At 66.9% G+C, this 25,346-nt stretch carries 17 protein-coding genes and 1 other RNA gene; 11 read left to right on the forward strand and 7 right to left on the reverse strand.

The window, feature by feature from the left end:
- Positions 1-33 precede the first annotated feature (33 nt).
- The 6 genes from L6Q21_RS02560 (at position 34) to aroC (ending at position 6,040) form a co-directional block, all read left to right on the forward strand.
- Positions 34-1,146, forward strand: a complete 1,113-nt coding sequence (locus L6Q21_RS02560; protein WP_237828912.1) for an S-(hydroxymethyl)glutathione dehydrogenase/class III alcohol dehydrogenase — start codon at positions 34-36, stop codon at positions 1,144-1,146.
- Positions 1,146-2,006 carry a formyltetrahydrofolate deformylase gene (gene purU / locus L6Q21_RS02565; protein ID WP_237828913.1) on the forward strand — a complete coding sequence of 287 codons (861 nt, stop codon included), beginning with the start codon at positions 1,146-1,148 and terminating at the stop codon, positions 2,004-2,006. Before L6Q21_RS02560 ends, purU begins: the two co-directional genes overlap by 1 nt.
- Entirely contained in the window at positions 2,003-2,848 is an 846-nt protein-coding gene (gene fghA, locus L6Q21_RS02570) for an S-formylglutathione hydrolase (RefSeq protein WP_237828914.1), read from the forward strand. Before purU ends, fghA begins: the two co-directional genes overlap by 4 nt.
- 472 nt (positions 2,849-3,320) lie before the next feature.
- Positions 3,321-4,121, forward strand: a complete 801-nt coding sequence (gene fabI, locus L6Q21_RS02575; RefSeq protein ID WP_237828915.1) for an enoyl-ACP reductase FabI — start codon at positions 3,321-3,323, stop codon at positions 4,119-4,121.
- A gap of 137 nt (positions 4,122-4,258) precedes the next feature.
- Positions 4,259-4,747, forward strand: a complete 489-nt coding sequence (locus tag L6Q21_RS02580; protein WP_237828916.1) for a hypothetical protein — start codon at positions 4,259-4,261, stop codon at positions 4,745-4,747.
- 216 nt (positions 4,748-4,963) lie between these two features.
- Positions 4,964-6,040: a chorismate synthase gene (gene aroC, locus L6Q21_RS02585; protein WP_237828917.1), complete on the forward strand. Its 1,077-nt coding sequence runs from the start codon at positions 4,964-4,966 to the stop codon at positions 6,038-6,040.
- 160 nt (positions 6,041-6,200) lie between these two features.
- On the opposite strand, the gene L6Q21_RS02590 is transcribed toward aroC, so the two are convergent.
- Together L6Q21_RS02590 and L6Q21_RS02595 are read right to left on the reverse strand one after the other, a co-directional pair.
- Positions 6,201-6,587 carry a hypothetical protein gene (locus tag L6Q21_RS02590; RefSeq protein ID WP_237828918.1) on the reverse strand — a complete coding sequence of 129 codons (387 nt, stop codon included), beginning with the start codon at positions 6,585-6,587 and terminating at the stop codon, positions 6,201-6,203.
- A gap of 18 nt (positions 6,588-6,605) precedes the next feature.
- Positions 6,606-6,971: a DUF4870 family protein gene (locus L6Q21_RS02595; RefSeq protein WP_237828919.1), complete on the reverse strand. Its 366-nt coding sequence runs from the start codon at positions 6,969-6,971 to the stop codon at positions 6,606-6,608.
- Between the two features lie 64 nt (positions 6,972-7,035).
- Between L6Q21_RS02595 and rnpB the strand changes: the two genes are divergently transcribed.
- An RNA gene (gene rnpB / locus L6Q21_RS02600) (RNase P RNA component class A) lies at positions 7,036-7,411 on the forward strand.
- Positions 7,412-7,656: 245 nt separating this feature from the next.
- On the forward strand, positions 7,657-8,079 hold the full coding sequence (ndk, locus tag L6Q21_RS02605) for a nucleoside-diphosphate kinase (RefSeq protein WP_237828920.1): 423 nt from the start codon (positions 7,657-7,659) through the stop codon (positions 8,077-8,079).
- Between the two features lie 248 nt (positions 8,080-8,327).
- Here the strand turns inward: ndk and L6Q21_RS02610 are convergent, their stop codons facing one another.
- Complete coding sequence (locus tag L6Q21_RS02610; RefSeq protein WP_237828921.1) at positions 8,328-8,918, reverse strand: HNH endonuclease; 591 nt, start codon at positions 8,916-8,918, stop codon at positions 8,328-8,330.
- A 161-nt stretch (positions 8,919-9,079) separates the two neighbouring features.
- Between L6Q21_RS02610 and gluQRS the strand changes: the two genes are divergently transcribed.
- The 3 genes from gluQRS to L6Q21_RS02625 all read left to right on the forward strand — a co-directional run bounded on the left by gluQRS (position 9,080) and on the right by L6Q21_RS02625 (position 10,780).
- Complete coding sequence (gluQRS, locus tag L6Q21_RS02615) at positions 9,080-9,910, forward strand: tRNA glutamyl-Q(34) synthetase GluQRS (RefSeq protein ID WP_237828922.1); 831 nt, start codon at positions 9,080-9,082, stop codon at positions 9,908-9,910.
- A 65-nt stretch (positions 9,911-9,975) separates the two neighbouring features.
- Positions 9,976-10,188 (forward strand): HIG1 domain-containing protein, encoded by a 213-nt coding sequence (locus tag L6Q21_RS02620; protein WP_237828923.1) that lies wholly within the window; start codon positions 9,976-9,978, stop codon positions 10,186-10,188.
- A gap of 1 nt (position 10,189) precedes the next feature.
- Positions 10,190-10,780 (forward strand): cob(I)yrinic acid a,c-diamide adenosyltransferase, encoded by a 591-nt coding sequence (locus L6Q21_RS02625; RefSeq protein ID WP_237828924.1) that lies wholly within the window; start codon positions 10,190-10,192, stop codon positions 10,778-10,780.
- A 348-nt stretch (positions 10,781-11,128) separates the two neighbouring features.
- Here L6Q21_RS02625 and L6Q21_RS02630 read toward each other — a convergent pair whose 3' ends face one another.
- From L6Q21_RS02630 to L6Q21_RS02645, 4 genes are all read right to left on the reverse strand, one after another.
- On the reverse strand, positions 11,129-12,148 hold the full coding sequence (locus tag L6Q21_RS02630) for a hypothetical protein (RefSeq protein ID WP_237828925.1): 1,020 nt from the start codon (positions 12,146-12,148) through the stop codon (positions 11,129-11,131).
- A gap of 588 nt (positions 12,149-12,736) precedes the next feature.
- Positions 12,737-13,084 (reverse strand): SapC family protein, encoded by a 348-nt coding sequence (locus L6Q21_RS02635; RefSeq protein ID WP_336246222.1) that lies wholly within the window; start codon positions 13,082-13,084, stop codon positions 12,737-12,739.
- 65 nt (positions 13,085-13,149) lie between these two features.
- A complete protein-coding gene (locus tag L6Q21_RS02640; protein WP_237828926.1) occupies positions 13,150-13,632 on the reverse strand; it encodes a SapC family protein in 483 nt (160 codons plus the stop codon).
- Between the two features lie 73 nt (positions 13,633-13,705).
- Positions 13,706-25,255 (reverse strand): filamentous haemagglutinin family protein, encoded by an 11,550-nt coding sequence (locus tag L6Q21_RS02645; protein WP_237828927.1) that lies wholly within the window; start codon positions 25,253-25,255, stop codon positions 13,706-13,708.
- Between the last annotated feature and the right edge of the window lie 91 nt (positions 25,256-25,346).

The raw sequence follows: 25,346 nt of genomic DNA on the forward strand, positions 1-25,346 counted from the left end.
GAAGCCGCCGTCCACGGATAAGGAGGCGGAGCCATGAAGACACGGGCAGCAGTCGCGTTCGAGGCGAAGAAGCCTCTGGAGATCGTCGAAGTCGATCTCGAAGGGCCCAAAGCCGGCGAAGTGCTGGTGGAGATCATGGCGACCGGCGTCTGCCACACCGACGCCTACACGCTGGACGGCTTCGACAGCGAAGGCATCTTCCCCTCGATCCTCGGCCATGAAGGCGCCGGCATCGTCCGCGAGGTGGGCGCCGGCGTCACCAGCGTGCAGCCCGGAGACCATGTGATCCCGCTCTACACGCCGGAATGCCGCCAGTGCAAATCCTGCCTTTCCGGCAAGACCAACCTCTGCACCGCCATCCGCGCGACTCAGGGCAAGGGCCTGATGCCGGACGGCACCAGCCGCTTCAGCCACAAGGGCCAGCCGATCTTCCACTATATGGGCTGCTCCACCTTCTCCAACTTCACCGTCCTCCCCGAAATCGCCGTCGCGAAGATCCGCGAGGACGCGCCTTTCCAGACGAGCTGCTACATCGGCTGCGGCGTCACCACCGGAGTGGGCGCGGTCGTCAACACGGCGAAAGTGCAGGTTGGCGACAATGTCGTCGTCTTCGGCCTGGGCGGCATCGGCCTCAACGTCATCCAGGGCGCGCGCCTCGCCGGAGCGAGCCGGATCGTCGGCGTCGACATCAACCCCGACCGCGAGGAATGGGGCCGCCGCTTCGGCATGACCGACTTCCTCAACTCCAAAGGCCTCTCGCGCGAAGAAACGGTCGCGAAAATCGTCGAGATCACGGACGGCGGCGCCGACTACACTTTCGACGCGACCGGCAACACCGAAGTGATGCGCACGGCGCTCGAAGCGTGCCACCGCGGCTGGGGCACCAGCATCGTCATCGGCGTGGCCGAAGCCGGCAAGGAAATCGCTACCCGCCCGTTCCAGCTCGTCACCGGCCGCAACTGGCGCGGCACGGCCTTCGGCGGCGCCAGGGGCCGCACCGACGTGCCGAAGATCGTCGACATGTACATGACCGGCAAGATCGAGATCGACCCGATGATCACCCATGTCATGGGTCTGGACGAAATCAACACCGCCTTCGAGCTGATGCACGAAGGCAAGTCCATCCGCAGCGTCATCGTCTACTGATGGCCGAAGGCTATACCCTCGCCTTCACCTGCCGCGACGCGGTGGGGATCGTCGCCGCCGTCACCGGCGCGCTGGCCGGCAACGACGGCTTCATCCTCGACAGCCAGCAATATGCCGACCTCGAAACCGGCCGCTTCTTCATGCGGCTGCACTTCCAGTCGGCCGGCCCGAAGCTGCCGCCCACGCGCGACGGCGTGGCCGCCCTCATCGCCCCGGTCGCGGCGCAATTCGGCTTCGACTGGCGGCTGGTCCCGGCCGACCACCGGCCGAAGATGCTGATCGCCGCCTCGAAGCAGCTCCACTGCCTGCACGACCTGCTCTACCGCTGGCAGACGGGGGCGCTGCCGGTCGACATCGCCGGAGTCACCGCCAACCATGAAGACGGCCGGGCGCTCGCCGAGCGCCACGGCCTGCCCTTCTTCCCCCTCCCCACCGCGCCCGCCGCGAAGGCCGAGCGCGACGCGGAGCTCCAGCGGCTGATGCGCGAAACCGGCGCCGACTATCTGGTCCTCGCCCGCTACATGCAGGTGCTGGGCGCCGATCTGGTGCAGAGCTTTCCCGGCCGCATCGTCAACATCCACCACAGCTTCCTGCCCGGCTTCGTCGGCGCGAAGCCCTATCACCGCGCCCACGACCGCGGCGTGAAGCTGATCGGCGCCACCGCGCATTTCGTGACCGAGGAGCTGGACGAAGGCCCGATCATCGAACAGGCGGTCGAGCGCGTGGACCATCGCGCCTCCGTCGAGGAACTGATCGCCATCGGCCGCGACATCGAAGCGCAGGTCCTGAGCCGGGCCGTCGCCTGGGTGGCCCAGCAGCGCGTCTTCCCCAACAACGGCCGAACGGTGGTGTTCCGATGACGATCGAGACGGTTTCGCAATGGAAGAGCCACGGCGGCACGCAGGGCGTCCACCGCCACAAGTCCGCCGCCACCGGCACGGACATGCTCTTCTCCCTGTTCCTCCCCGAAGGCGAAGGTCCTTTCCCGCTCGTCACCTATCTCTCGGGCCTCACCTGCACCCACGCGAATGTCACCGAGAAGGGCGAGTATCGCGAAGCCTGCGCCCGCCTCGGCCTCGCCTTCCTCGCACCGGACACGTCCCCCCGAAACCATCAGGGTAACGAAGGCGTGGCGGACGACGAAGCCTATGACCTGGGCCAGGGCGCCGGCTTCTACGTCGACGCAACCCAGACCCCATGGGCGCCGCACTTCCGCATGTGGAGCTACGTCACGCAGGAACTCCCAGCCCTCATCGGCGCGCACTTCCCGCTGGACATGGCCCGTCAGGGCATCACCGGCCACTCCATGGGCGGCCACGGCGCGCTGACCGTCGCCCTTGCCAACCCCGACCGCTACCGCAGCGTCTCCGCCTTCGCCCCCATCGTCGCGCCGTCGCAGGTGCCATGGGGCGAAAAGGCCCTAACCGCCTATCTCGGCCCTGACCGCGCCGCATGGGCAAAACACGACGCCGTGGCGCTGATCGAAGCCGGCGCCCGCCTGCCCGACCTGCTGGTGGACGTGGGCGAGGCCGACAGCTTCCTCGAAACCCAGCTAAAGCCCGAACTCCTGCGCGCCGCCTGCCACAAGGCCGGAATCCCCCTCACGCTGAACCTCCGGCCGGGCTACGACCACAGCTATTATTTCATCTCCACCTTCATGCCCCAACATCTGGAGTGGCACGCGGACCGCCTGCGCCGCTAAGCCTCCGGCGGCCAGGGCTTCGCCCTGGACCCAGCAGGGGCGTGACGCCCCTGCACCCCCGATCCTCAACATATCCATCACCCGCGTCACCCCGGGCTTGACCCGGGGTCCAGCTTCCCAGCGCCCCGCGCCCACCAACAATTGCAAAAGCCTGCGGCGCAAGAAGGCAAAAAGCCCCTCGCCTGTCAGGGGAGGGGTTGGGGTGGGGTGGGACCGTCCCACAACCACAAGGCGTCCAAGAAGCAAAACCACCCACCCACCAAAACCAGCGCCGCAGGCAATCAAGCCCCACCACCAACCCAACCGCCCCAATCCCCCACAACCAAACGAAAGAGGGTGCAGGGAAATCATTTCCCTGCCGGGGTGAAGGGGCAGAGCCCCTTCGAAAACCGCGCCACCGACACAAACCACCGAAACCCCTCCACCCCCTCCCCCAGTTGCGCTAGAGGCATCGAACACAATGGAGACGCACATGGGTTTGATGACGGGAAAGCGCGGGCTGATCATGGGGGTGGCGAATGACCGCTCGCTGGCCTGGGGCATTGCCGAGAAGCTGGCGGCCGAGGGGGCGGAACTGGCCTTCAGCTATCAGGGCGAGGCGCTGGAGAAGCGCGTTCGTCCGCTCGCCGAATCGCTGGGCACGGCGCGGCTGTTCGATTGCGACGTCGGCTCGGACGAGTCCATCGACAAGCTGTTCGCCGACCTGTCCGCGCAATGGCCGACGATCGATTTCCTGGTGCACGCCATCGGCTTTTCCGACAAGAACGAGTTGCGCGGCCGCTATGCCGACACCAGCCGCGAGAATTTCCGCCTGTCGCTGGACATCAGCTGCTACAGCTTCACCGCCGTCTGCCGGCGAGCGGCGGCGCTGATGCCGGATGGCGGCAGTCTGCTGACGCTTAGCTATTATGGCGCCGAGAAGGTGGTGCCGCATTACAATGTGATGGGCGTGGCGAAGGCGGCGCTGGAGGCGAGCGTTCGCTATCTGGCGGTGGATTTCGGCCGCGACAACATCCGCGTGAACGCCATTTCCGCCGGCCCGGTGAAGACGCTGGCGGCCAGCGGCATCGGCGATTTCCGCTATATCCTGAAGTGGAACGAGCTGAACGCGCCGATGAAGCGCAACACCAGCCTTGCCGACGTGGGCGGCGCGGGCGTCTATCTGCTGTCGGATCTGGCGTCCGGCACCACCGGCGAAGTGCTGTATGTGGACAGCGGTTACCACGTCGTCGGCATGAAGGCGGAAGACGCGCCGGATATCGCGCTGGCCTGACCATTGGGTCGGTCGCGAATATTTGATTCCTGCAATATATTTACTTTCGGGTCGCAGGCACTTGACTTGCGATCCGCCACTGGCAAGTTGCTGCGCGAATTATCCGGCGACAGCCATTTGCAAAAAGGGGGTATCTGATGTTCGTGCGTGCCATGTTCATAGGCGCGATTCTTGCCGCTGCTTCGGCGGCGGCCCCGGCCGCCGCCCAGCCCGCCCCGGCTCCCGCTTCGGCCCGGACGCTTCCGCCAAGCACCCCCATCAAGCTGAATTCTCTGGAGGAAGTGTCTTCAAAGACGGTCGAGGTGGGAACGAAGGTTCGCTTCGCCGTCGCCGAGGATGTGGTGGAAGGCGGCGTGGTCGTGATTCCGCGCGGCGCCCCCGCCACCGGCACTGTGAGCTGGAAGACGGGCCGTGCCATTGGCGGCAAGTCCGGAAAATTCGAAGTGACCTTCGACGAGGTGACGGTGAACGGCCGTTCCCTGCGGCTGATGGGCAAGCACCGGCAGGAAGGCAAAGGCAACACCCTGGGGGCGGTGCTGGGGTCGGTCGTGATCTCCGGCCGTTCGGCGGTGATGCTCCCCGGACAGACGGTCCAGGCGCTGACCGGGGAAGCCGTTCCCTTCTGAGACAATTTCGCCGTTTCCTCCCGAACGGAACAGGACAGGTTTGAATCGTCACCCCGGGCTTGACCCGGGGTCCAGCTTTTCCACGCGCACAGCGCTGGAGGAAGAAAGCCGGACCCCGGGTCAAGCCCGGGGTGACGAGGCATAGCTGACCTCCCATTCGGTCCGCGCCCGCCATCGGCATTTGCCATTCGCCGCGCACTCCGCCATTCCGCCCCCATGTCCATGAACAGCTTCGGCCACCTGTTCCGCTTCACCACCTGGGGGGAATCCCATGGCCCGGCGCTGGGCGCCGTGGTGGATGGCTGCCCGCCCGGGCTGCCGCTTTCGGAAGCCTTCATCCAGCCCTTCCTCGACAGGCGCCGCCCCGGCCAGTCCCGCTTCACCACGCAGCGGCAGGAGCCGGACAGCGTGGAAATCCTCTCCGGCGTTTACGAGGGGCTCACCACCGGCACGCCGATCAGCCTGATGATCCGCAACCTGGACCAGCGCTCGAAGGATTATTCCGAGGTCGCGCGCAAATACCGCCCCGGCCACGCCGACTATGCCTATGACGCGAAATACGGCCTGCGCGACCCGCGCGGCGGCGGCCGCTCCTCCGCCCGCGAAACCGCCGCCCGCGTAGCGGCCGGCGCCGTCGCCCGCGCCGCGCTGGGGGAAGGCGTCTCCATCCGCGGCTATCTGGTGGAACTGGGCGGCGACGCGATCGACCGCGCCCGTTTCGACCCCGCCGAGATCGACAGCAACCCCTTCTTCTGCCCGGACGCCAAAGCCGCCGCCCGCTGGGAAACCCTGCTGGATTCGGCCCGCAAGGCCGGCTCCTCGCTGGGCGCGGTGGTGGAAGTGGTGGCGGACGGCGTGCCCGCCGGCTGGGGCGCCCCCATCTACCACAAGCTGGACGGCCAGTTGGCGGCGGCGATGATGTCGGTGAACGCGGTGAAGGGCGTGGAGATCGGCGACGGTTTCGCCGCCGCCCGCCTGCGCGGCGAGGAGAACGCAGACCGGATGCGCCCCGGCGCGGACGGCAAGCCGCTGTTCCTGGCCAATCACGCCGGCGGAATCGCCGGCGGCATTTCCACCGGCCAGCCGCTGGTGGTGCGGCTGGCGCTGAAACCCACCAGTTCCATCCTCACCCCGGTCGAAACCGTCACCCGCGAGGGCGAGGCCACCGAAGTCGTCACCAAGGGCCGGCACGACCCCTGCGTCGGCATCCGCGCCGCGCCGGTGGCGGAGGCGATGATGGCGCTGGTGCTGGCGGACGCGAAGCTGATGCAGCGCGGCCAGACCGGACGCTGACGAAGGCGCGCCGGCCTGGGCTGAGAACCCATACAGATAATGAATATATTTTCCGTCACCCTGGGCTTGACCCGGGGTCCAGCTTTCCAGCCAGCGCAGGAAAAGAAGCTGGACCCCGGGTCAAGCCCGAGGTGACGAAGGGGGAATATCAGTCCCCAACCTAATCGTCGGCGCTCAGATCGTCCTCGCCCCAGTCGCTGTCCAGGTCGGACATCTCGCCGTCGAGGTCGGGAATCGAATCCAGCTCCTCGTCCCCCGGGTCGGTATCCCCCAATATCTCTTCCTCGTCGTCATGCATCGGCTCGCCCTCGAAGGCGCCGGTGTCGATCTCGCCGCTTTCCACCATTTCCCGCATCACATCCACCAGATCGGCGGGCTCGTCGTCGTAGAGCGAAGTCGGGTCGGAAGGGCCGTGCGCGCTTTCCGAAAGCGCCGGGCCGGGATGCCGCGCGTCCTCGGCCACATCCTGCGCCTGCGGGCCGTCATCCTGCTCGCGGTTGAGGGACTCGGGGGCCTCGTCGGCATTGTCGCGTGGGCGCGCGCTCATCTTCCGGCTCCTTTTTCCTTATACCAGCCAGGTTTCCACATTCGTCACCGGCTGGTGCTTCTGCGCCGCCAGCAGGCTCTTGATCGCCCGGGCCGCGAACCACACCGCCACCAGCGGGAACAGGATCCAGGCCAGCAGGAACAGGGTGATGATCGAGCCGATCACCGCCACCACGGTCCAGGCGATTCCCATCCAGAAGGTGCGGATATGGTAGCGGTAGTGGCTGTCCTCCCAGGTCTCGTGCGGCTCGCCCTTCCACACATAGGCGAGGATCACGCCGATGATGGTGGTGATGCCCATCAGGAAGCTGCCGATATAGAGCAGGCTGATGATGGTGGGCCGGTTCATCTGGAAATCGTTGCTGGTCGCCGGTTCGTTCGCCATGGGGGACTCCTGTTGCACCCGCACAGCTTGACGTTTCGCGGCCTTCTGCACAAGTAGGGGCGTGCCAGAGGTCCGGGCGGCCGCGTGCGGGTTATCCCGTTCGAGGAAAGTCCGGGCTCCACGGATCGACGGTGGCGGGTAACGCCCGCCGGGGGCGACCCCAGGGAAAGTGCCACAGAAAGGACACCGCCGCCCCGGCTTCGGCTGGCGGCAAGGTCGAAAGGGTGCGGCAAGAGCGCACCGCGCGTCCGGCAACGGGCGCGGCAGGGCAAACCCCACCGGGAGCAAGACCGAATAGGCGCGCGGCGCCCGGCAACGGGCAGGCCTGATCCGGCCGACGCGCGCGGGTTGGTTGCTGGAGGCCTGCGGCAACGCAGGCCCGAGAGGAATGGTCGCCCCCCGCAAGGGGACAGAACCCGGCTTACAGGACCTCTGGCGCTTTTTTGTTTGGCCGGGCGAAGCCCGGTTCCGCGCATTGGCGCGGGCGGCCGGTCGGCCTTGCGGCGCTGCGCGCCGGTTTGGCCGGCCTTCACCGATCGCGAGCCCCGGCGCGAAGCGCCGCAAGCGCGACTGCGCGCCCGCGCCAATGCGCGGAACCGGGCTTCGCCCGGCAAACGAAACTTGTGCGCTGCACCACCCTCCGCTAAAGGCCCCGCCAATTTCCCCCTCTCGTCAGGAACCGACCATGGCCGTCACCCGCACTTTTTCCATCATCAAGCCCGACGCCACGCGGCGCAACATCACCGGCAAGGTGACGACGATGCTGGAAGAAGCCGGCCTGCGCGTGGTCGCGTCGAAGCGCATCCACATGACGAAGGAGCAGGCGGAAGGCTTCTACGGCGTCCACCGGGAGCGTCCCTTCTTCAACGACCTCGTCGCCTTCATGACCTCCGGCCCGGTGGTGGTGCAGGTGCTGGAAGGCGAAGACGCCGTGGCGCTGAACCGCCAGGTGATGGGCGCCACCAACCCGGAAAACGCCGACGCCGGCACGATCCGCAAGGAACTGGCCGAAAGCATCGAAGCCAACACGGTGCATGGTTCCGACTCCGAGGAGAATGCGGCGATCGAAATCGCCTTCTTCTTCAAGCCGGAAGAGGTTGTGGGCTGAGGCCAAGCGCGGCTGCGATCAACGCGCAAGCGTTGACTCGCAGACTCGCGCGCAGCGCCCGGCCGGCTGAGCGGGCGATCTCTATCGCCCGCCAGTCCGACGGCACGCGGCTTCGCCGCGTTCTTTCTTTCTTACTTCTCCAAACCCGGCCGGACTCGGCGGCTCCGCCGCCGGCCGGCCCCCAGAGTCTGCCCAGCAATCCGGCAAGCCAGCACCACCCCTAAACGGCCGAATGCCCAAACAGGCCCTCAGGCCTCCAGCTCGACATCCCAGTAGAGATAGTCCCGCCAGGTCTCATGGCAGTAGTGCGGCGGGAACCCCCGCCCATTCTCCTGCAACTGGTGGCTGGTCGGCTGGAACGGCCGCTGCCGGGGCAGCATATGCGCCTCCGCCGGGGTCCGCCCGCCCTTGCGCAGGTTGCAGGGCGCGCAGGCCGTCGTCACATTCGTCCAGCTCGTGCGGCCGCCATAGGCGCGCGGCACCACATGGTCGAAGGTCAGCTCATGCGGGGAACCGCAATATTGGCAAGTGAAGCGGTCGCGCAGGAACAGGTTGAACCGGGTGAAGGCCGGGTGCGTGGAGGGCTTCACATATTGCCGAAGCGCCACCACCGAGGGCAGCCGCATGGCGAAACTGGGGGAGCGGATCTCCCGGTCATATTGCGCGATCACGTCCACCCGCTCCAGGAAGGTGGCCTTGATCGCGTCCTGCCAGCTCCAGAGCGACAGCGGATAATAGCTCAAGGGGGTGTAATCGGCGTTCAGAACCAGCGCCGGGCAGGCTTGCGGGCTCGCCCAGCGCCCCTGCCATCGGTCCTGCAACACATCGGGATGATACATAGGCCGCCCGTCTCCTGTCCCCGGAGCGAGGCGTCTGGCCTGGCCGTCCCTATCGCACTTCGGGCAGGGCTGGTCACGCCTGCTCGTCTGTCCGCGCCCCCTATACCAGAGGCAGTATGTCGCTGCTATGACAGCACCAGATATTGTTGAGGTCAAGCGGCATGCCTTCGCCCCCCATAATCACCCGCTTCGCCCCCTCGCCAAGCGGCCTGCTGCACCTCGGCCACGCCTACTCCGCCGCGCTCGGCCATCGGCTGGCCCGGGCGGCGGGCGGCCGCTGGCTGCTGCGGATCGAGGACATAGACGGCACCCGCTGCCGCCTCGAATTCACCGACGCCATCCTCGCCGACCTGCAATGGCTCGGCCTCGACTGGGACGGCCCGCCCCTCCTCCAGACCAGCCGCCGCGATGCGCATGAGAAGGCGCTCGCCCGCCTGGAAGCGCTGGGCGTCACCTACCCCTGCTTCTGCACGCGCGCCGATATCGCCGCCGCCGCCAACGCCCCGCACGGCGCCACGCCCGCCTACCCCGGCACCTGCCGTAACCTCGCCGACGCCCGCGCGCGGATGGCCAGCCGCCCGCACGCCATCCGCCTGAACGTCGAGGCCGCGCTCGCGCGAACCGGCCCGCAACCGGCGGACCCGCGCCTCGCCGGAGACATCGTGCTCGCCCGCAAGGACATAGGCGTCGGCTACATGCTCGCCGCCGTGGTGGACGACGCCGACAGCGGCGTCACCGACATCGTGCGCGGCCGCGACCTCCTCGAATCCACCCCCACGCAGCAACTGCTGCAAGCCCTGCTCGGCTATCCGGCGCCGCGCTACCACCACCACCGCCTGCTGCTCGCCGCAGACGGCCGGCGCCTCGCCAAGCGCGACCGGGCCGAAACGCTGGCGGACTTGCGCGACGGCGGGGTGGACGGCCGCCGGCTGGCGGCCCGCCTCGGCAACCTTCCGCCCGACGGCCCGGACCTGCATTTCCCCATCCCATAAGCCTGCACCAGCGGGACAAATTGCGCAGGTGCGCCACCCTTTCCGGCCTGCTATAATCGCGTCTCATGAACGCTATTCTCATCGCCCTCATCGTGCTGGCCGCCGGCGGCACCGCCTATGTGCTGATCCGGGGCATCATCACCATGGCGCAGGGGAAGGACATCTCCGGCGTCCAGTCCAACAAATATATGGCGTCGCGCGTGGCGCTGCAGGGCCTGACGATCCTGCTCGTCATCCTCCTCTTCGCACTGGGCGGGCGCGGCCTTTCGGGCGGCTGAAATGGTTCGCCTGAACAAGATCTACACCCGCACCGGGGACGACGGCAGCACGGGCCTCGTCGGCGGCGAACGCATCGCCAAGAACAGCCCGCGCGTCGCCGCCTATGGCACGGTGGACGAGGCCAATTCCGCGCTGGGCGTCGCCCGTCTGCACGCCGGCGGCGAGACCCTCGCCATGATCGGGCGCATCCAGAACGACCTGTTCGACGTCGGCGCCGACCTCGCCACCCCGGGCGAGGACTTCCGCCCCGGGGCGCCGCAACCCGAATGGCCGCCGCTGCGCACGGTGCAAAGCCAGATCGACCGGCTGGAGGCCGAGATCGACGCGATGAACGCCGAGCTTCAGCCGCTGAACAGCTTCATCCTGCCCGGCGGCACCGCGCTTTCCGCCCATCTCCACCTGGCCCGGGCGATCGTCCGCCGGGCCGAGCGCGACGCGGTGACGGCGGCGGGCGGAACGCCGGTCAATCCGGCGGCCGTGCGCTATCTCAACCGCCTGTCGGACCATCTGTTCGTGCTGGCCCGCCACGCCAACCGCGCCGAAACCGGCGGCGAAGGCGACATATTATGGGTGCCGGCCGCCAACCGCTAAGGCCCGAAGAAACTGGCCCACCCCGTCACCCCGGGCTTGGCCCGGGCCCCAGCTTCTTCGGGCGCGTGAGTTAGCCGATCACACCCGGACGGCGGGCAAAATAGCTGGACCCCGGATCAAGCCCGGGGTGACGCATAAAATAGCTTCAAAGCGCCGCAGGCAATCAATCGCCTCACCCGCACAACTTGCCCAGTTTCGCCCTCACCCAAAAAAAGAGGGTGCAGGGAAATCATTTCCCTGCTGGGGTGAAGGGGCAAAGCCCCTTCAGACATCTCAGTGTCGGCCATCCGGCGACGGGGGGCAAAGCCCTGGCCGCCGGAGGCAAGAACCACCGGCCCGGCAAACAGCCTACCGATCCACCCCACCGCTCCGCCCGGCGGCCGCATCGATGGCGCCGGCGCCGGCCCAGGAGACCACATGCAACACCAGTTGCAGCGCGCCCTGGGCGGCCATCAGCGCGGCGATTTCCAGCGAGGCGTCGCCGGTCAGGCTGACGGCGATGGCGGCGAAGAGGATTTCCTTGTTGGGCACGGGCATCCGCATGATCACCATGCGCAGCGCGCCCAGCAGGAACCAGGTTTCGAAGGCGATGCCCGGCAGGGCGACGGCCCAGCTTCCCACCAGCAGCGCCTGCGCCAGCAGCACGCGGCACAGGTGCCAGCGGAAGGCGAAGAGATTCTCCCGCGGGGGCAGGCTCATCACATTGCCGCGGAAGGCCAATATGCCAAGGTTCAGCACCAGCAGCGCGGCGAAGCTGCCGATCAGCACGCGAAGCGTGCGCGGGTCGAGCGCCGTGCCCAGCACATCCGCGCCATCCATGCCGAGCGCCAGCAGCAGCAGCACCAGCGTGGAGAATATTCCGGCCAGCCCGGAGGTGATGGCCATGTCCTTGACGGCGGCGAACGGGCTGGAGGCCGGGTCGACGCCGGGGCCGTCGCCCCGGCCCAGGATGCGGGGCGGCGGCGCCTTGGGGTCGAATTCGATCCCGAGGTGCCTGGTGGCCCAGACCAGCAGGTAGCTGTGGCCGGAATAGCTGAAGAGCGCGTCGTTCATCACCCGCATGCGCAGGAAGACGGCGAAGGCGGGCCAGCCGAACTTCCACCAGCGGCGGTAGATGATCCACTCGGTCAGCGGCGGCAGGAAGTATGATCCGAGGAACAGCAGCCAGAACAGGGGGTTGGCGGGCACCACGTCCACCACCTGCTCCCAGCCGACGCGGGCGATGGCGCGGGCCAGCAGGAAGAGGATCAGGATGGAGAGCAGGGCGTTGAAGCCCTTGCGCAAGCGCGTCGCGGCCGGCGTGCCCCCCCAGGTCTTCACGCGCTGGGCGACTTCCATGGCGCGGGAGAAGAGCGGTTGCGCGGTCACCCTCATGCGCTAGCGGCGCAGGGCGCCCGCGGCAATGAAAACAATCGCCATACCGAAGAGAGGTGATGCCGAGAGGGAAATGGTGCCAGAAGAGGACTCTTACCGGGCCCTCAAGCGGCTGATCCTTCTTGTAAATCAACTATGAACAATCGCTGGAACCAGCAATAGCACCATCATGCGCTGCGGGGAAGATTGGATTCCCAAACAGCTTCAGAAGGTGATGATCGGAGTAAGCTTAGCTTCGTTCAACGCCTGATATCGGAATAGTGCGCACCTTACCCTTTCCACCATTCCTGCCGATGCCAATCCAACCGGGCACGGTGTTCGTCGGTCAAGCTAAGACGCGGAGCGATGAGCAGACCCAGCACACTGATAGCTCTCTGGCTCAGGCGCGGGGACGACAGAGCCTGCCCATCGTCGTCAAAGCTGATTAGCCCGCAGTCGAAGGCGGCGTCCCATAGCGGAGAGAGCAACAAACCATTGTGAACACCAAGCCGTTCCTTAGCCAGCACCTCCAACTCCCGAATGAGTGCGAACAAGCGGTGATTAGCGTGGGAGTTGAAGCGGCCCGAGTTTTCCGGAGGCGGTTTAATTTGATTCATGTGACCATATCAACGTTGTTGATGGCCGCTTATCGCGCGGAAGGCGTATGCGGTCGCTGGTGCGGCGTCGGCGGCTTCTTTGACCGCGGCCGGCTGGTCCTCGGCGCCCGATGTGCCGCTCGACGCACTGGCCGGTGACGCTTGTGTGACGGCGCCACGCGGCCTTGCAGTCGAGCAGCGCCCGGAACCGGTCGAGCGAGACGAGATGATGTTCGATCGGCGCCAGCACTCCGCTGCGGTGCCACGCGACGACCGTTTCACCGTCGAGCGCCCGCAGCTTCTCCCGGTCGACGATCTGAAACCCCGTCAGGCCAAAGGTTCGGCCGTCCGGCAGCGTCGCATCCGCCTACTGGTCGATTAGCAGCTCCTTCTCCCGCAGCGCGACTCCCAAAAGCTTCGTCAGCTCATGGTCGCGCCCGAAACTCCAGCGCCGCCTGCGTGAGCGCCGAGGGCTCGCCACCCTTGAACAGCGCAGTGCCCTTCATCGCCGGCCTGTGCGACACGCTGCGAGCCGGCGTCGATCGCGAGACTAACTCCGTCCCGGCCATAGATCTGGACGAAGGTGAAGGGATAGCGCCGCACATAAGCCGGCACATGATGCCCCGCCGCCCAGCGCCCGTCTTCTAGGAACAGATTGACGCGCTCAAGGTCGAGCACCGCGATCCGTTGCCCGCTGTCGGCCGCGAACACCACCGGATAGGAGCGCGCCGCCTCCGCCAGCTCGGATGCGACGATCGGCACGAACGGCGTCTCGGCCGCGAAGGACGCGTCGCTGTCCTTCAGCCGCCAGCCGGCATGGACATCGCCGTGCAGCAATTGTGGCAGGCGGTAATATAGGGGCAGCAGCGGAGCAGCAGGCGTGAGTTCGGCAGTCTCTGCCATGATCGTGTCTCCGACTATCTGGTCCGGGATGGCGCCGCCGAAACGGCGCCGACGATGATGTGTCCTTCAGGCTTTATTCGCCGAACCCGACGAACGTGACCGTGAGGATGACCGGGATCTCCGTGCGAATCTGCGGGCGGGAGCGTTCCGCCAGTTGCGCGGCCTCGTTGACGATGGCGCTGGTCGCGGCCGATGCGGCGCTGAGTGCGCCGACATTGACCGCTGGCACCTCGGGGATGCCCACCGCGTCACCCGACACCTCGATGTTGGCGGCATTGACCACGCGCAACGCGGCGATGTTGACGTCGCCCACCACCCGGATGCCAGCGTCGCCCGCATTCACCTCACCGAAGAAGGCAAGAAGATCGAGCCGGCTCGGACGACGATCCGGGTCGCGACCTTCGAAGGCGTCGAGCACGCCGATGCCCGCGCCGGTCTGCAAGCCGAACACGTTGACCGACATCCGGCCCGAAGTGTCGATGATATAGGCCGGCGGCAGGTTGATGACGTTGGTCTTGGCGCCCGAGCCAGCGGTGATGTCACCGTTCGACGTCCACATCAGGATATCGCCACCCTGCATGGTGAATGTCCGCGACAAGTCCAGCGAGATTGTGCCATTGGCCAGGAAGCTGAGGCTGCCACCACGGCGGCTTAGAACACCGTCACTGCTGGGGTTGATCGCGGCCGGATCGCCGAGCGCGATACGGCCATATGGCGCGATCATGTTGATCGATCCGCCCGAGCGGCTCTCAATCAAGTTGTCGCGCAGCGTGATGTTGCCGCCCAGCGGATTGTCACGCTCGAGGCCCTCCGTTCCCGAATAGAGCAGATGCAGCGCCGAATAGCCGCGCGTGTATTGCTGGAAGCGTGACCCGTCAGGGTTGTTGTAGTCGACCCCGGTCTGCTGCAATTCGGTGAGCAGGATGCCGTTGAGGAAGGCCAGCCGCCTTTCCCTGGGTAGCGCCGCGAAGAGTTCCAGACGGTTCTCTTCGGTCGCCTCGAGCCCGAGATCGCGCAGGAAGCTCGTGAGCCCTTGCACCGCCACCACCGGATCGCCGTTGGCGTCGAGCACGACATTGCCCGCGCTGTCGCGCCGCAGCACGTCCTCCTCGTAAGTCTGCACCACCTTGCCCTGGTTGGTCGGGTGCGACAGGCCGAAGGCTGGATCGGCGCGTTTGGCCGGGTCTAGATAAAGCGCGGCGAAAGCTTCAGCATTCACCCCCTGGGCCGTGCCGGTGACGATGCTGATATCGGCGCCGATGTCGGGCAGCGCCGGGTTATTGTCGCTGCCGCTGGACCTACTGTTCCCAGATCCGAGGCTGACGACATCGCCCTGATAGGCCATCGGGGTCAGATAGTCGCGCCCGGCCTCGATCCACAGCAGGCCCTGGCCGGCAACCTGGAAGCTTCCGGTATTGTAGATATCGCGACCTGCAATTACTCGCGACAGATTTCCCGCATCAAGGTGCATGATATCGGCGTTGATGTTCCTGATATCCTGGGCGGCATAGAGATCGATCGGCTTCGCGCTGATGAGCCGAACTCCATTTGTATTCAGTTCAGCGCCAATGCCGATATTGCCGGTGAGCGCGACAATCCTTAGCGGCTCTGCATCCATGGCATGGAGCAGGTCGAAGCCGCGGTAATAGTTGTTGGCGAGAGAAGCCTGCGAATTACCGCTAAGGACTTCATTCGCGGCGTAGGTGAGCATCGGCGCCAGGGCATTGCGCACATAGTCCGCGCCGATATCCATCTGGCTGACAGCGTACATGTTCTGCGATGTGCCGACCTTTGTGTCGATCGTGACATTCTTAGCCGCCAGCCATTCGATCGTGCCAAATGGCGAGGGCGCGGTCTCCAGGATCGAACCGGAGCCGACCGTTCTGGCAACGCCGATACCGATCCATGCCGGCTTCACCGTCACATCGCCCTGAAGCGAGGCGAAGCGAAGGGTGCCGGGAGCCACCTGACCGTAATTCTCGTAGCGGAGGATCCCCTGCCGGAACGATGTGGCCTGGGGGATGATCCGCAGCGCGGCAGCGCGATTCAAGCGGCTGAGCGAGGTGCCGGCATAGCCGTTGGCCGCGAACACTATGCCGCCGCCAGCCGCCAGAGCCGTGATGCCGGCACGCGGAGAATAGCCGAAGAAGGTCGTGCCGGTGCCGCCGGTCAGCGTGGCGCCGGTGGTGCAGGCGCCGAGCAGATTCTCGCAGATCTGCGGAGACAGCATCGGATCATAGCCGCCTTCCACCCCGACATCGGCGGCGCCGATCACGCTGACCGTCGCGTCCATCAGCCCGAACAGCGGGTAAAGGCCGCGTTTGGTGACGACCGGCGCGGCGCCGTTGACAGCGCCGGTCACGACGCCGCCCTCCACCGCCTGGCCCTGAGCGATGTCATGCGCCGCCACCAGCGTTGCCTGACCCTTGCCGATAAGGAAGCTGCCGCCCCGGATGTCGCTGCCGGAGCGCACGGACAGGTCGCCGCCGCCACGCACGATCAGATCGCTTGCGACGGGCTTTTCCCCGACCACAGTGGTCTGATGGCCGGTCGTGGGCAGCGCCACCGAGAGATCGACGATGTTGCCATCGGCACGCACATCGACATTGCCGCCGCCGAGCGCGCCGACCGCATAGCCGAAGTTGCGATAGACAACGGACCAGTTCGTCTGCTCGGTCGTGCGGAGATTGTCGGCATTGCCGTCCCACCAGGATTGCCCATAGCGGAACAGCCACGCGGACGCCGACTGGCCGACGGTAGGCGCGAGGATGTCGCCCCCTGCCGCGAGGCTGACGTTGCCACCCTGCGTCGGGAACTCGCCCAGCACTCTGGTTGCCGCGTCCTTGGCCGAGCCATAACCGGTCCGGTCGAAGGCGGCGTCCGTCGCCGTTGCCCGGCCGGCCGTATAGATGGTCGATTCATTGCCCAGGCGCAGGTTTTGCCCGGCGCGCACGTCGATGTCACCCGTTCCGGTGCGGACGATCCGGCCGGTGCCGGTGAAGGGCGGCAGCACGCCTTCCACGACGAGGCCGTTCGGGAACAGAGCCGCCGGCAGCGGCAAACCGGCCAGCAGAGAGCCGCTGCCGGCGATGATGGTCTTGCCGGCGGGAACCGTGCCGCCGGGATAATAATACCAATAATCTGAAGTCATCAGATAGCCGATGCCGCTCGGCACCACCCAATCGGACGATACCGTTATCGGCATGATATCCGCAAGCGCCTGCGCCGCAGGCAAGGGCTCGCCGGGCGTGAGCAGGCTCGGTGGCGTCCGCTCGATCAGTTCGCCGAGCCTGATGTCGCCGCCGGCCGCAAAGCCATAGTCGAACGAGGCACCGCTATCGAGCGCGGCATCGGCGGACGCCGAGGCGAAACCGTCGCTGATAGTGGCGTCGATGATCAGATTGCCGCCAGCTTCGAGGCCCAGATAGCCCGGCCCGGCAATGCCGGCAAGGTCGATGTCGTCGACAACCCTCAGATCGCCGCCCGCGCGGATGACGATGCCCGCGCCCTTGCTCCAGCCCGCAGGCGCCGAAGCGCCGGCAAGCCACAGATTGGCGTCGCCGATCACCGTCGAAGCCAACGCCGCATCGACGGTAGCCGCCGAATAGATCTCGCTGCCAACCAGCAGTTTGTCGCGCGCGCCCGTCACCGTGCCCGACAAGTCGGCATTGGCGCCGGTGGCGGTGCGATCGGCTCGCACGACCAGCCGGCCGCCGCCTTCACGGCCGCCGGTGAGGTCGATAGCGGAACCCGACGCCAGCACCACCCGGCCTTCATCAGCTGCCAGCACCACCCGGCCGGCAGCCGGCTGGAAAGCCTCGGCATCGACGCTGGCTGCCGCCGCGTCGATCCGGCCCAAAAGCGTGACATTGCGGCCCGACAGCGACACTTGGCCGCCATCGGCCGTCACCGCATCGCCCTTGGCGGCGATGGTGCCAGCGATCGTCACATCGCCGCTGCGCGACACGAGGCTCACACGATGGGCATCGATAGCGTCGCCTGCCGCGAGCGTGATCGCCTGGTCCAGCCGGATATCGCGCAGAGCCGTGAACCGCCCCGCATTCAGCAGGGTGTTGAGGCCCGCGAAATCCGTCGTCCCGGCATCCAGCTCGAATCCGCCGCCGGCGTGGCCCTCGGCGCTTTCGGCGCGCAGGGTGCCGGCAAGCGCCGCCGACCCGCTGCCAACCACTTCGACCACGCCCGCCGCGCCGCCGCGCGCATCGCCCGACACGTCAATTAGCGATTCCGCGTCGGCCAGCACATCGCCGGCAGCGGTCAGGCGCACGAGGCCACCCGGCGCGTGCTTGGCGACATCGCGGAAATCGACCGTTGCGCCAGTGGCGTCCAGCACCGCGCCGGAGCCGAGGGAGAGGTCACCGGACAGGGCTTCGAGCAGGATGGTGCCTGCCTTCGCCTCGACCCGCGTATCGATGGCAAGGTTGGCGGCCTGGATCGACAGCCTGCCGCCCAGTTGCGCGTCGCCGTTCCCGGCTTCCGCGCCCGATTGCGACAGCGACAGGTCTCCGGTTGCGGCCAGCGTGTAATCCGACGCCTTGCCGGCAACGACGCGCCCGGCGGCAAGGTCGATGTCCCCGGCCATAGCGAGTCGGCCATCGCCGGACATGCGGATTTCGCCGGCGCTACCGTTCACCGCGGCAAAGCCGCCGATCGCGCCCGCACCCGGACCCAGAGCAAGCGTGTTCACATCGAGCAGCAACCGGCCCGTGCCAGCCGTGCCGGTCGTCCCGCCATTGCCGCTGTTGCGCAACGTCAGCACGTCCGCTGTCACGGCGAGGGTTTCGCCAGCGCCCAGGTGCCCTTGCAGCAGCGTCGTATCGAGCGTGAGGTTGCGCAGGCTCGCCTGACCATCGGCGCCGCGCGCGCCGAGTGCCAGATCGCCGTAGAAGTTGATCGACTGATGGCCCCGCAACAGCAGGTCAGCCGAGGCGGCGAGACGCTCCAGCGTCGCCAGGCCGATGGTCGTCCCAGTCGCATCTTCGGGCACCGCGCCGAGGTTGATGCGTTCCGAAGCGAGGTCGAGCAGCGCCGTATCGAGCAGCGCATCGCGCGACAGGTCGAAGCCGGCGCTGGCGTCGAGCAACAGCACGCCGCTGGTTTTCAGCACCGCGTCGTCGGCCACGGCGAGCGAGCCGATCGCCCCAGACCCGCCGCTGCGAACCAGTCCCACCCGCTCGCCTGAAGAGAGACGCAGGAGCGCCCCGTCGCCCGACAGCAGCAAGTTGGACGCATCAAGCTTCGCTGACCCTTCGGCCGTCAGCACGGCGCCTTCGCCCACGCTGACGTTGTTGCCAGCGGCGAGCAGCAGTTCGGGCACGGTCAGCGCGGTGCCCTCGGCGACCAGCACGTCGGTCGCACGAGTGGCGAGCGTGATGCTGCCCGGCACGGCGCTGGCCGTGCCGGCGCTGGTGCGCGGCCGTTCACCGCCCAGCAGCACGCTGCCGGCGCCCAGTGCCTCGACCTGCCGCGCATCCACGGCCAGCCAGCCTTCAGGCGCCACCGCGCCATTACCGACCAGTGCCAGCTTCCCGCCCGATATGTCGAGATTGCCGGAAAGCCCCTCACTGGCCCACAGCGCCTTACCGTTCAGGGCCAGTTCGCTGCCGGCCCTGACTGACAGCGTCCCGGCGTCGCTCAGAAGACGCAGTGTGATATTTTCAGCGGCAGCCAGCGCCGCCTTGGTCTCGTTGAACGAGAAGGTGACGACATTGCTGTATTGCCCCCAGCTTGCCCGGTCCATCACCTCGAACGATGACCAGCTCTGGTCTTGCGCCTGCGAAGTGCCGCCATTTTTGAAGTAGCCGCTGACGACATGCGCGCCGTCGTCGCGCTGGACCGTGGCGACCGGCCCCGCGGTCGCCCCGCCCAGCGGACGCACCAGATAGGCGCCGTCGAGCAGCGCATATTCGGTGGGCAGCACGGTGTAGTAGCCGTCCGCCACGCCCGGCAGGCCCGAAATCCACACTTCGTCCCAATGGCTGTATGCCGTGGCCGTGCCATTGCTGCCCGTCGTGATCGAGGTGGGTGTGTCGTTGGCCGCCGCCGGCATGATGGCGAACCCGCCCTGGTTCCGCAGATCCGTCAGCAGGTTGCGCGTGCCGCCATCGCCCGAACGGAACTGCCACGAGCGGATGTCACCCCCGCCCGATAGGTCGATGACGGCGCCCGCCTGCACGTCCACCGCGTCGCTTTCCAGCGTGACATGGCTGGTGGGCACCGCGCCCGTCGGGCCATAGCCGTCGAACAGCCCGGTCACGAAATGCACGGGGTTGTAGGCCAGCACCGTCAGCCCTTCGAGCGAGGTCGAGGTGATGCTGCCCGGATGCAGGGTCAGTCGCTCGGCCGCTTCCAGCCGCAACTGCCCGCCCGGCGAGCGCAGCACGCCCGCCTGGTCGATCTCCGGCGCCCGCAGCGTCAGCCGCTGGCCCACTTCATAAGGCACGGGGGCAGCGTTGCCGTTGCTTTCGACACGGATCGACTGGCCGGCCCGCACCAGATGGCCGGTCGCGGTGTCCGCCAGATCATATTCCTCCTGCCAGTAATCCGGAGAGTTGAAATAGCGGCGGCCGGGTGCATAGACCTGCGCGGCCGACAGCAGCAGTGTGCCCGGTGCCAGCAGCGACGGACGGATCGCGCCATCGGCCAGCAGCCGCACATCGGCGAAACCGCCAAGCCCGGCGGCGCTCTGGAACTGCACCCCCTCGATGTCGATCAGCGCCCCTTCCAGCGTGACGCTGCCGGTGGGAGCGGCATCCAGCACGGCGCTGACCAGATCGCCCGGCCGATAGGCCCGCATGTTGATGTGCGAGGCTTTCACCCGCACATTGCCGCCACCTTCTCCGGCCTGGCTCCAATAGCTGGCGCGCAGGTTCACCGTGCCCGGCGCTTCGAGCGTCACGTCCCCGCCGAACTGCAAGCCGAAGCTGCCGTTGCCGCCACGCTGGCGCACCGACAGATCCTCCAGCCCGGAACCGTTGATCCGGTCGGCAAAGAGGCGGATGGAGGCGGGGATGGCGCTGTTCGCGTTGGTCTGCGCGAAATCCTCGGGCAGTTCGCCGTCGATCTGCACCAGACGCGCGCCGCTCTGCGTGAACACGGCGACGTCCAGCGTGCCGCCGCGGCCGGTCTCGCCGCCGGGGGCCAGCAGCATGGTGCCGGCAATCGCGCCGCTGCCGAGGCCGACGGTGATGCTGCCCGCCGCGCCGTCCACTGCAACCGGCGTCAGCGGCCCGCCCCGGCCGAGATCGAGGGCGCGCGTGCCGTCCGGCAAGTCGGCGATGCCGGCGACGCCCGACACGTCGAGCAGCGCGCCGGCGCCGATCAGCACCGGCAAGTCGCCCTGTTCGCCCGCAGTGCCGATGCGGATCGCGCCGCCATCGGCGACGCTGCGGACGGCAAGCCCGTCGCGCCAGTCGGTCACATTATATCCCGCCGCGAGCAGCCGGGCATTGTCGCCGACGCGGATCGCGGTCTGCGCGCCCCAGTGGAAAGTGGTGCCGATGGCGATCTCGCCGCCCGGCGCGCTGATCGTGCCATCGACGAATATGGAATTGAGGCTGTCCAGTTTCAGCCGCGATTCGGCGGGCAGCAGGATCGACGCGCCGGCCTCGACCGTCACCGATCCGGGATATTGTGACCGGTTGTATTCGAAGGTGCTCGGTTTCGCCTGCACCCGGTTGGACGTGCTGACCAGATTGTAGCTGGCCAGCGTCAGGTCGATCGCGGGGCGTTGTGCTTCCAGCAGATCGTTGGAATTGACCCGGCTGACCCCCGATCCGTCGATCCCCGCCAGATCGGCCAGCCTCGCGCCCGTAGCGATTTCGCGCGTCCGCCCGGTCAGGTGCAGCACATCCACCGTCGGCGCGATCTCGGTGCCCGAAGTCACGGTCAGCCCCCGCGCGCCCGACAGGCTGAGGCTGGTGAAGCCGGCCTGCTCGAAATCCTGCCCGGCCAGGCGGGAGGCGAAGGCGATGGCGGCATCATCGCCCAGCACCGTTCCGGCGTCGATGAAGGCGCCGGCCGGAATGCTGACGGCATAGTCGAGCGTGCTGCCCTTGACCGCCGCCTGGGTGAGCGCGCTTCGGACCGTAAGCCCGTCCGGGAAGGCGGATCCGGGCAGCGATCCGCCCGCATCAAGATTGCCGCTGATATAGCCGATACGGGTTCCGGCCGGAACGGTCGCCCCCCCGTAGTAGGATTGCAGATATAGCCAGCGACCATCGACATACTGGGCGGAGTTGACAGTGATTCCGGCGGGCACGGTCCATTCGCCGGCAAGAGTGAGCGGCGTCACCCATTCGCTGTAGTCGAGGTAGGAGCGTGCGGCCACCGGGGTGTCGGGCGGCAGGAGCATCGAGCGGAAGCTGGTATCCGCCGGCAGCGGCTCGCCGGCAGCGATCACAAGCGGCCTCGTCAGCTTCAGCCGGATCGGCGCGGCGGTGCCGGCCTCCAGCACGCCGCCGGCAATGGCCGCCAGATCGCCCCAGTCATCCGGTGCGCCGGCAATGGCGCCGCCCTGGAAGAAATCGGGCGTCACCAGCCGGAAGCTGTTGTTGACGGAAACATCCTCCGGCAGTGTAGACCCCTTGGACAGCACAAAACCTGCGGCCAGAACTATCGGCGCTTCCAGAACCGTGCCGGCCGGGATCAGCACTTGCGCTGCATCCGCTAGCTTCAGCCCTTGCGTCCCGTCGTCATAACTGAACAGCCCCTCGGGCACGGTGAAGCCTGCGGGCAAGGTGCCATTGCTGGAACTGGTTCCGAACGAGCGCAGGGTAGTGCCGACCGGCAGCAGGGTCGTCTTTCCGTCGCCATAGACAACCTGGGCCGCATTGCCGGGCGAGGTGGTGGTCGTGCGCACGATCACGCCTTCCGGCACGATCCAGTCCTGAAGCAGCGTGACCCTGTTGGCGGCGTTGTTGAGGATGGGGATCGTGGACGCCATCAGTGTCTGGCCGCCGGTAAGCGTGCCCGTCACACGATTCGAGGCATCGAAGGTGAGCAGTATCCCGGCCGGTAGCGTTAGTGCTTCCGCCAGCACCACGTCCCTGGGCGCCGCCGTGCCCGCTTCCAGCACGCCACCGGCAATCGCCGCCAGATCGCCCCAGTCGTCGGCCACGATCAGTTCATCGCTGGTGTCGATGGTCAGCGATCCGCCCCTGCCGGGCGCCAGTGCCGACAGCGTGCCTTCCAGCACCAGCGCGCCATCTCCCGGCGTCGTCTGCGCGGGACTGATGCCAACTACCGCATTGCTGTTGTCGATCACGATGCTGCCGCCGTCGCCCAGCGTCAGCGTCCGGCCGTCCGTCGCCAGATGCGCCCCGCCGCCAACGTCGATCAGCGAACCGGCCAGCAGGCGGATGTCGTAGCCGACGAGCTGCACCTGCCCACCATCCACCACCGGCCTGGTCAAAGCCTCGCCGTCCAGCGCTTCCAGCCAGTTGTTGCTCCAGCGGCCCGCTACGTCGATCACCGCGCCTTCGCCCAGCCGGATTCCCGGCCGCCAGATGTCGGGCAGGCCTGCCCAGATGGTCGAACCGGGATTGGTGTCGAGAGCCGGCACGAACTGCGCTTCCAGCCGCACGTCGCCGCCGGCGGCGCGGATGGTGCCGTCGATCTCCGCCCGGTTGCCGACGAAGTTGAGCGAACCATGGTCGCCCAGATCCATCGTCACGCCCTTGCCGATGGTCAGCGTTCCGCCGGAAGCGGTGCCGCCCGGCTTCAGCGTGTAGCCATCGGGGCTGGCCACGTAATTCATCTCGCCGGTCACGCCGCTGTAGAAGGTGACATTGCCGAAATTGGCGCCGTCGAACCAGGCGGTCGGCAGCCAATGGTCGTGCGTGGCCAGCCCCGCCACCAGCGGCACACGATTGTTCGCGAAATCGAACAGCGCGCTGGCGGAGGTGAAATCCGCGCCCAGCCGGGGCTCCAGATCGCCGATGGTGATGTTGCCGCCGTTTATCCGCGCCCACGTGCCGAAATTGTCGCTCCGGCCCACCAGCAGCGTGCCCTGCCGCGGCCGTTCCCGCCATATGCGGGTGAGATCGGTCACGCCCGCGCCCGCCGGAGCCTCGCTTTGATAGTCTCCGACGATCACGCCCGCGCGCACCGCGCCCTCGAAGATAAGGGCGACATCGCCTTCCTGATTGTTGCCCGACTGCTGGATAGCACCGCCGACACTGACGATGTTGAGCGCGCCGGCCGAACGGCCCTCGACATAGCCACGCTGCCAGCTTCCCTCGGTCACACGCGCAAAGGGGTTGCGGAAAGTTTCAGTCACCCCCCAGCGTTCGTGGCTGACAACAAAATCACCTTCCAGACCGACATAGTTTACACCGCGCTGAGCAAATTCAATGGGTGTGATCCGACCAAACTGGTCGATCAATTTGGTCCGGCGAACATTGCCGTCATTATAGACCACGCTACCGCCCGACAGGTCTATGAGCGAGCCTTCGCGTGCGATCACCTCGTTGGCGTTCACATTGATGGTGCCGCCCACGGTCATGAATTGCGCGCCATCACGCTGGATCAGATCATACCAGCCGGTAAAGTCCGCGATGCCGGAGCCGTCGGTCAGCTTCTCGCCCAATCGGCCATCGAACCACACCGTCTCGCCGCGCAATATGCTGTCACGCAGCACCGGATTATCGGCCAGTTCATTGGCGCGCAGTTCCGCCTTGACGCTGTTGCTCTCCATGTCGATCTCGATGCCATTGAGGCCGGACACATCGAGCACCGCTCCCTTGCCCAGATAGAGCCGGCCGAACTCAGTATTATAGTCCCAACCGCCTATCTGGATCGTCGCCTGCAAGCTGGCGTTCGCTCCGGGCGCCCACAGCGTCGAATTATCCTCGAACAGGATCTTCCCGCCGGAGATTTCCACGAACGACCGCTGGAACTGCGGCGCGGTGCGCGGCTCGTCGTTGGTATCGGGCAGGATCGAGATATGGCTGCCTTCGCCAAGGCTGACCGTGCCGCGATGGAGGCCAGAGCCGAAGATATTGCTCGCATAGTACAGAAGATTGCTGGCGTCGGAGCGCTGGTAGATGCCGTTGGTGGCAGAAATCAGCACCGATCCGGCCTGTTCCGCGCTGGTCGTCGCCGCGATCACGCCGCTATGCGTCACATGCTTGCCCGCCAGCGACACATTGCCCAGCCGCGATTCGATCAGCCCTTCGTTCACCACCAGGCCGCCGCGGTCGATCGCCGGGACATAGCCGCTGATCTTGCCCGTGGTGCGGTTGTTGGCGTCGATTAGCGCGATCGAACGGCCGGCGGCCAGCAGCACCTGGCCCTGCGTCGCTGTGATGGTGCCCCGATTGGTTACATTATGGCCGATCAGCGTCGTGATGCCGAGCGGCGCGGTGGTGATCCGCGCGCCGGCCTCGACCACAACACCGTCATATTCGGGGAAGACTTCATCGTGGTTTACGACATCGTTCGGCCCACCGTTGTAGGTGGCGCTGTAGATGCCGTCATCGTTGAAGGCGATCTCCGCGGCGGTTCCCTGTACGCCGGGAACGGTCGCAGCGTTGCCGAGGATGCCGTTGAAGAATCGCAGGTCGCGGGCCTCCTGCTTCAACTGCTGCCAGCGTTCATCGGACACCGCGACGCCATTCTCGGTCGGCCTCGTCCGCTCGACTGTTCCTGCGTGGATATCGAGTGAGGAAGCGATGATGGACCGGACGTTGACCTGC

Source organism: Sandaracinobacteroides sayramensis, from assembly GCF_022014495.1.
In the GTDB taxonomy this organism is placed as follows: Bacteria; Pseudomonadota; Alphaproteobacteria; order Sphingomonadales; family Sphingomonadaceae; genus Sandaracinobacteroides; species Sandaracinobacteroides sayramense.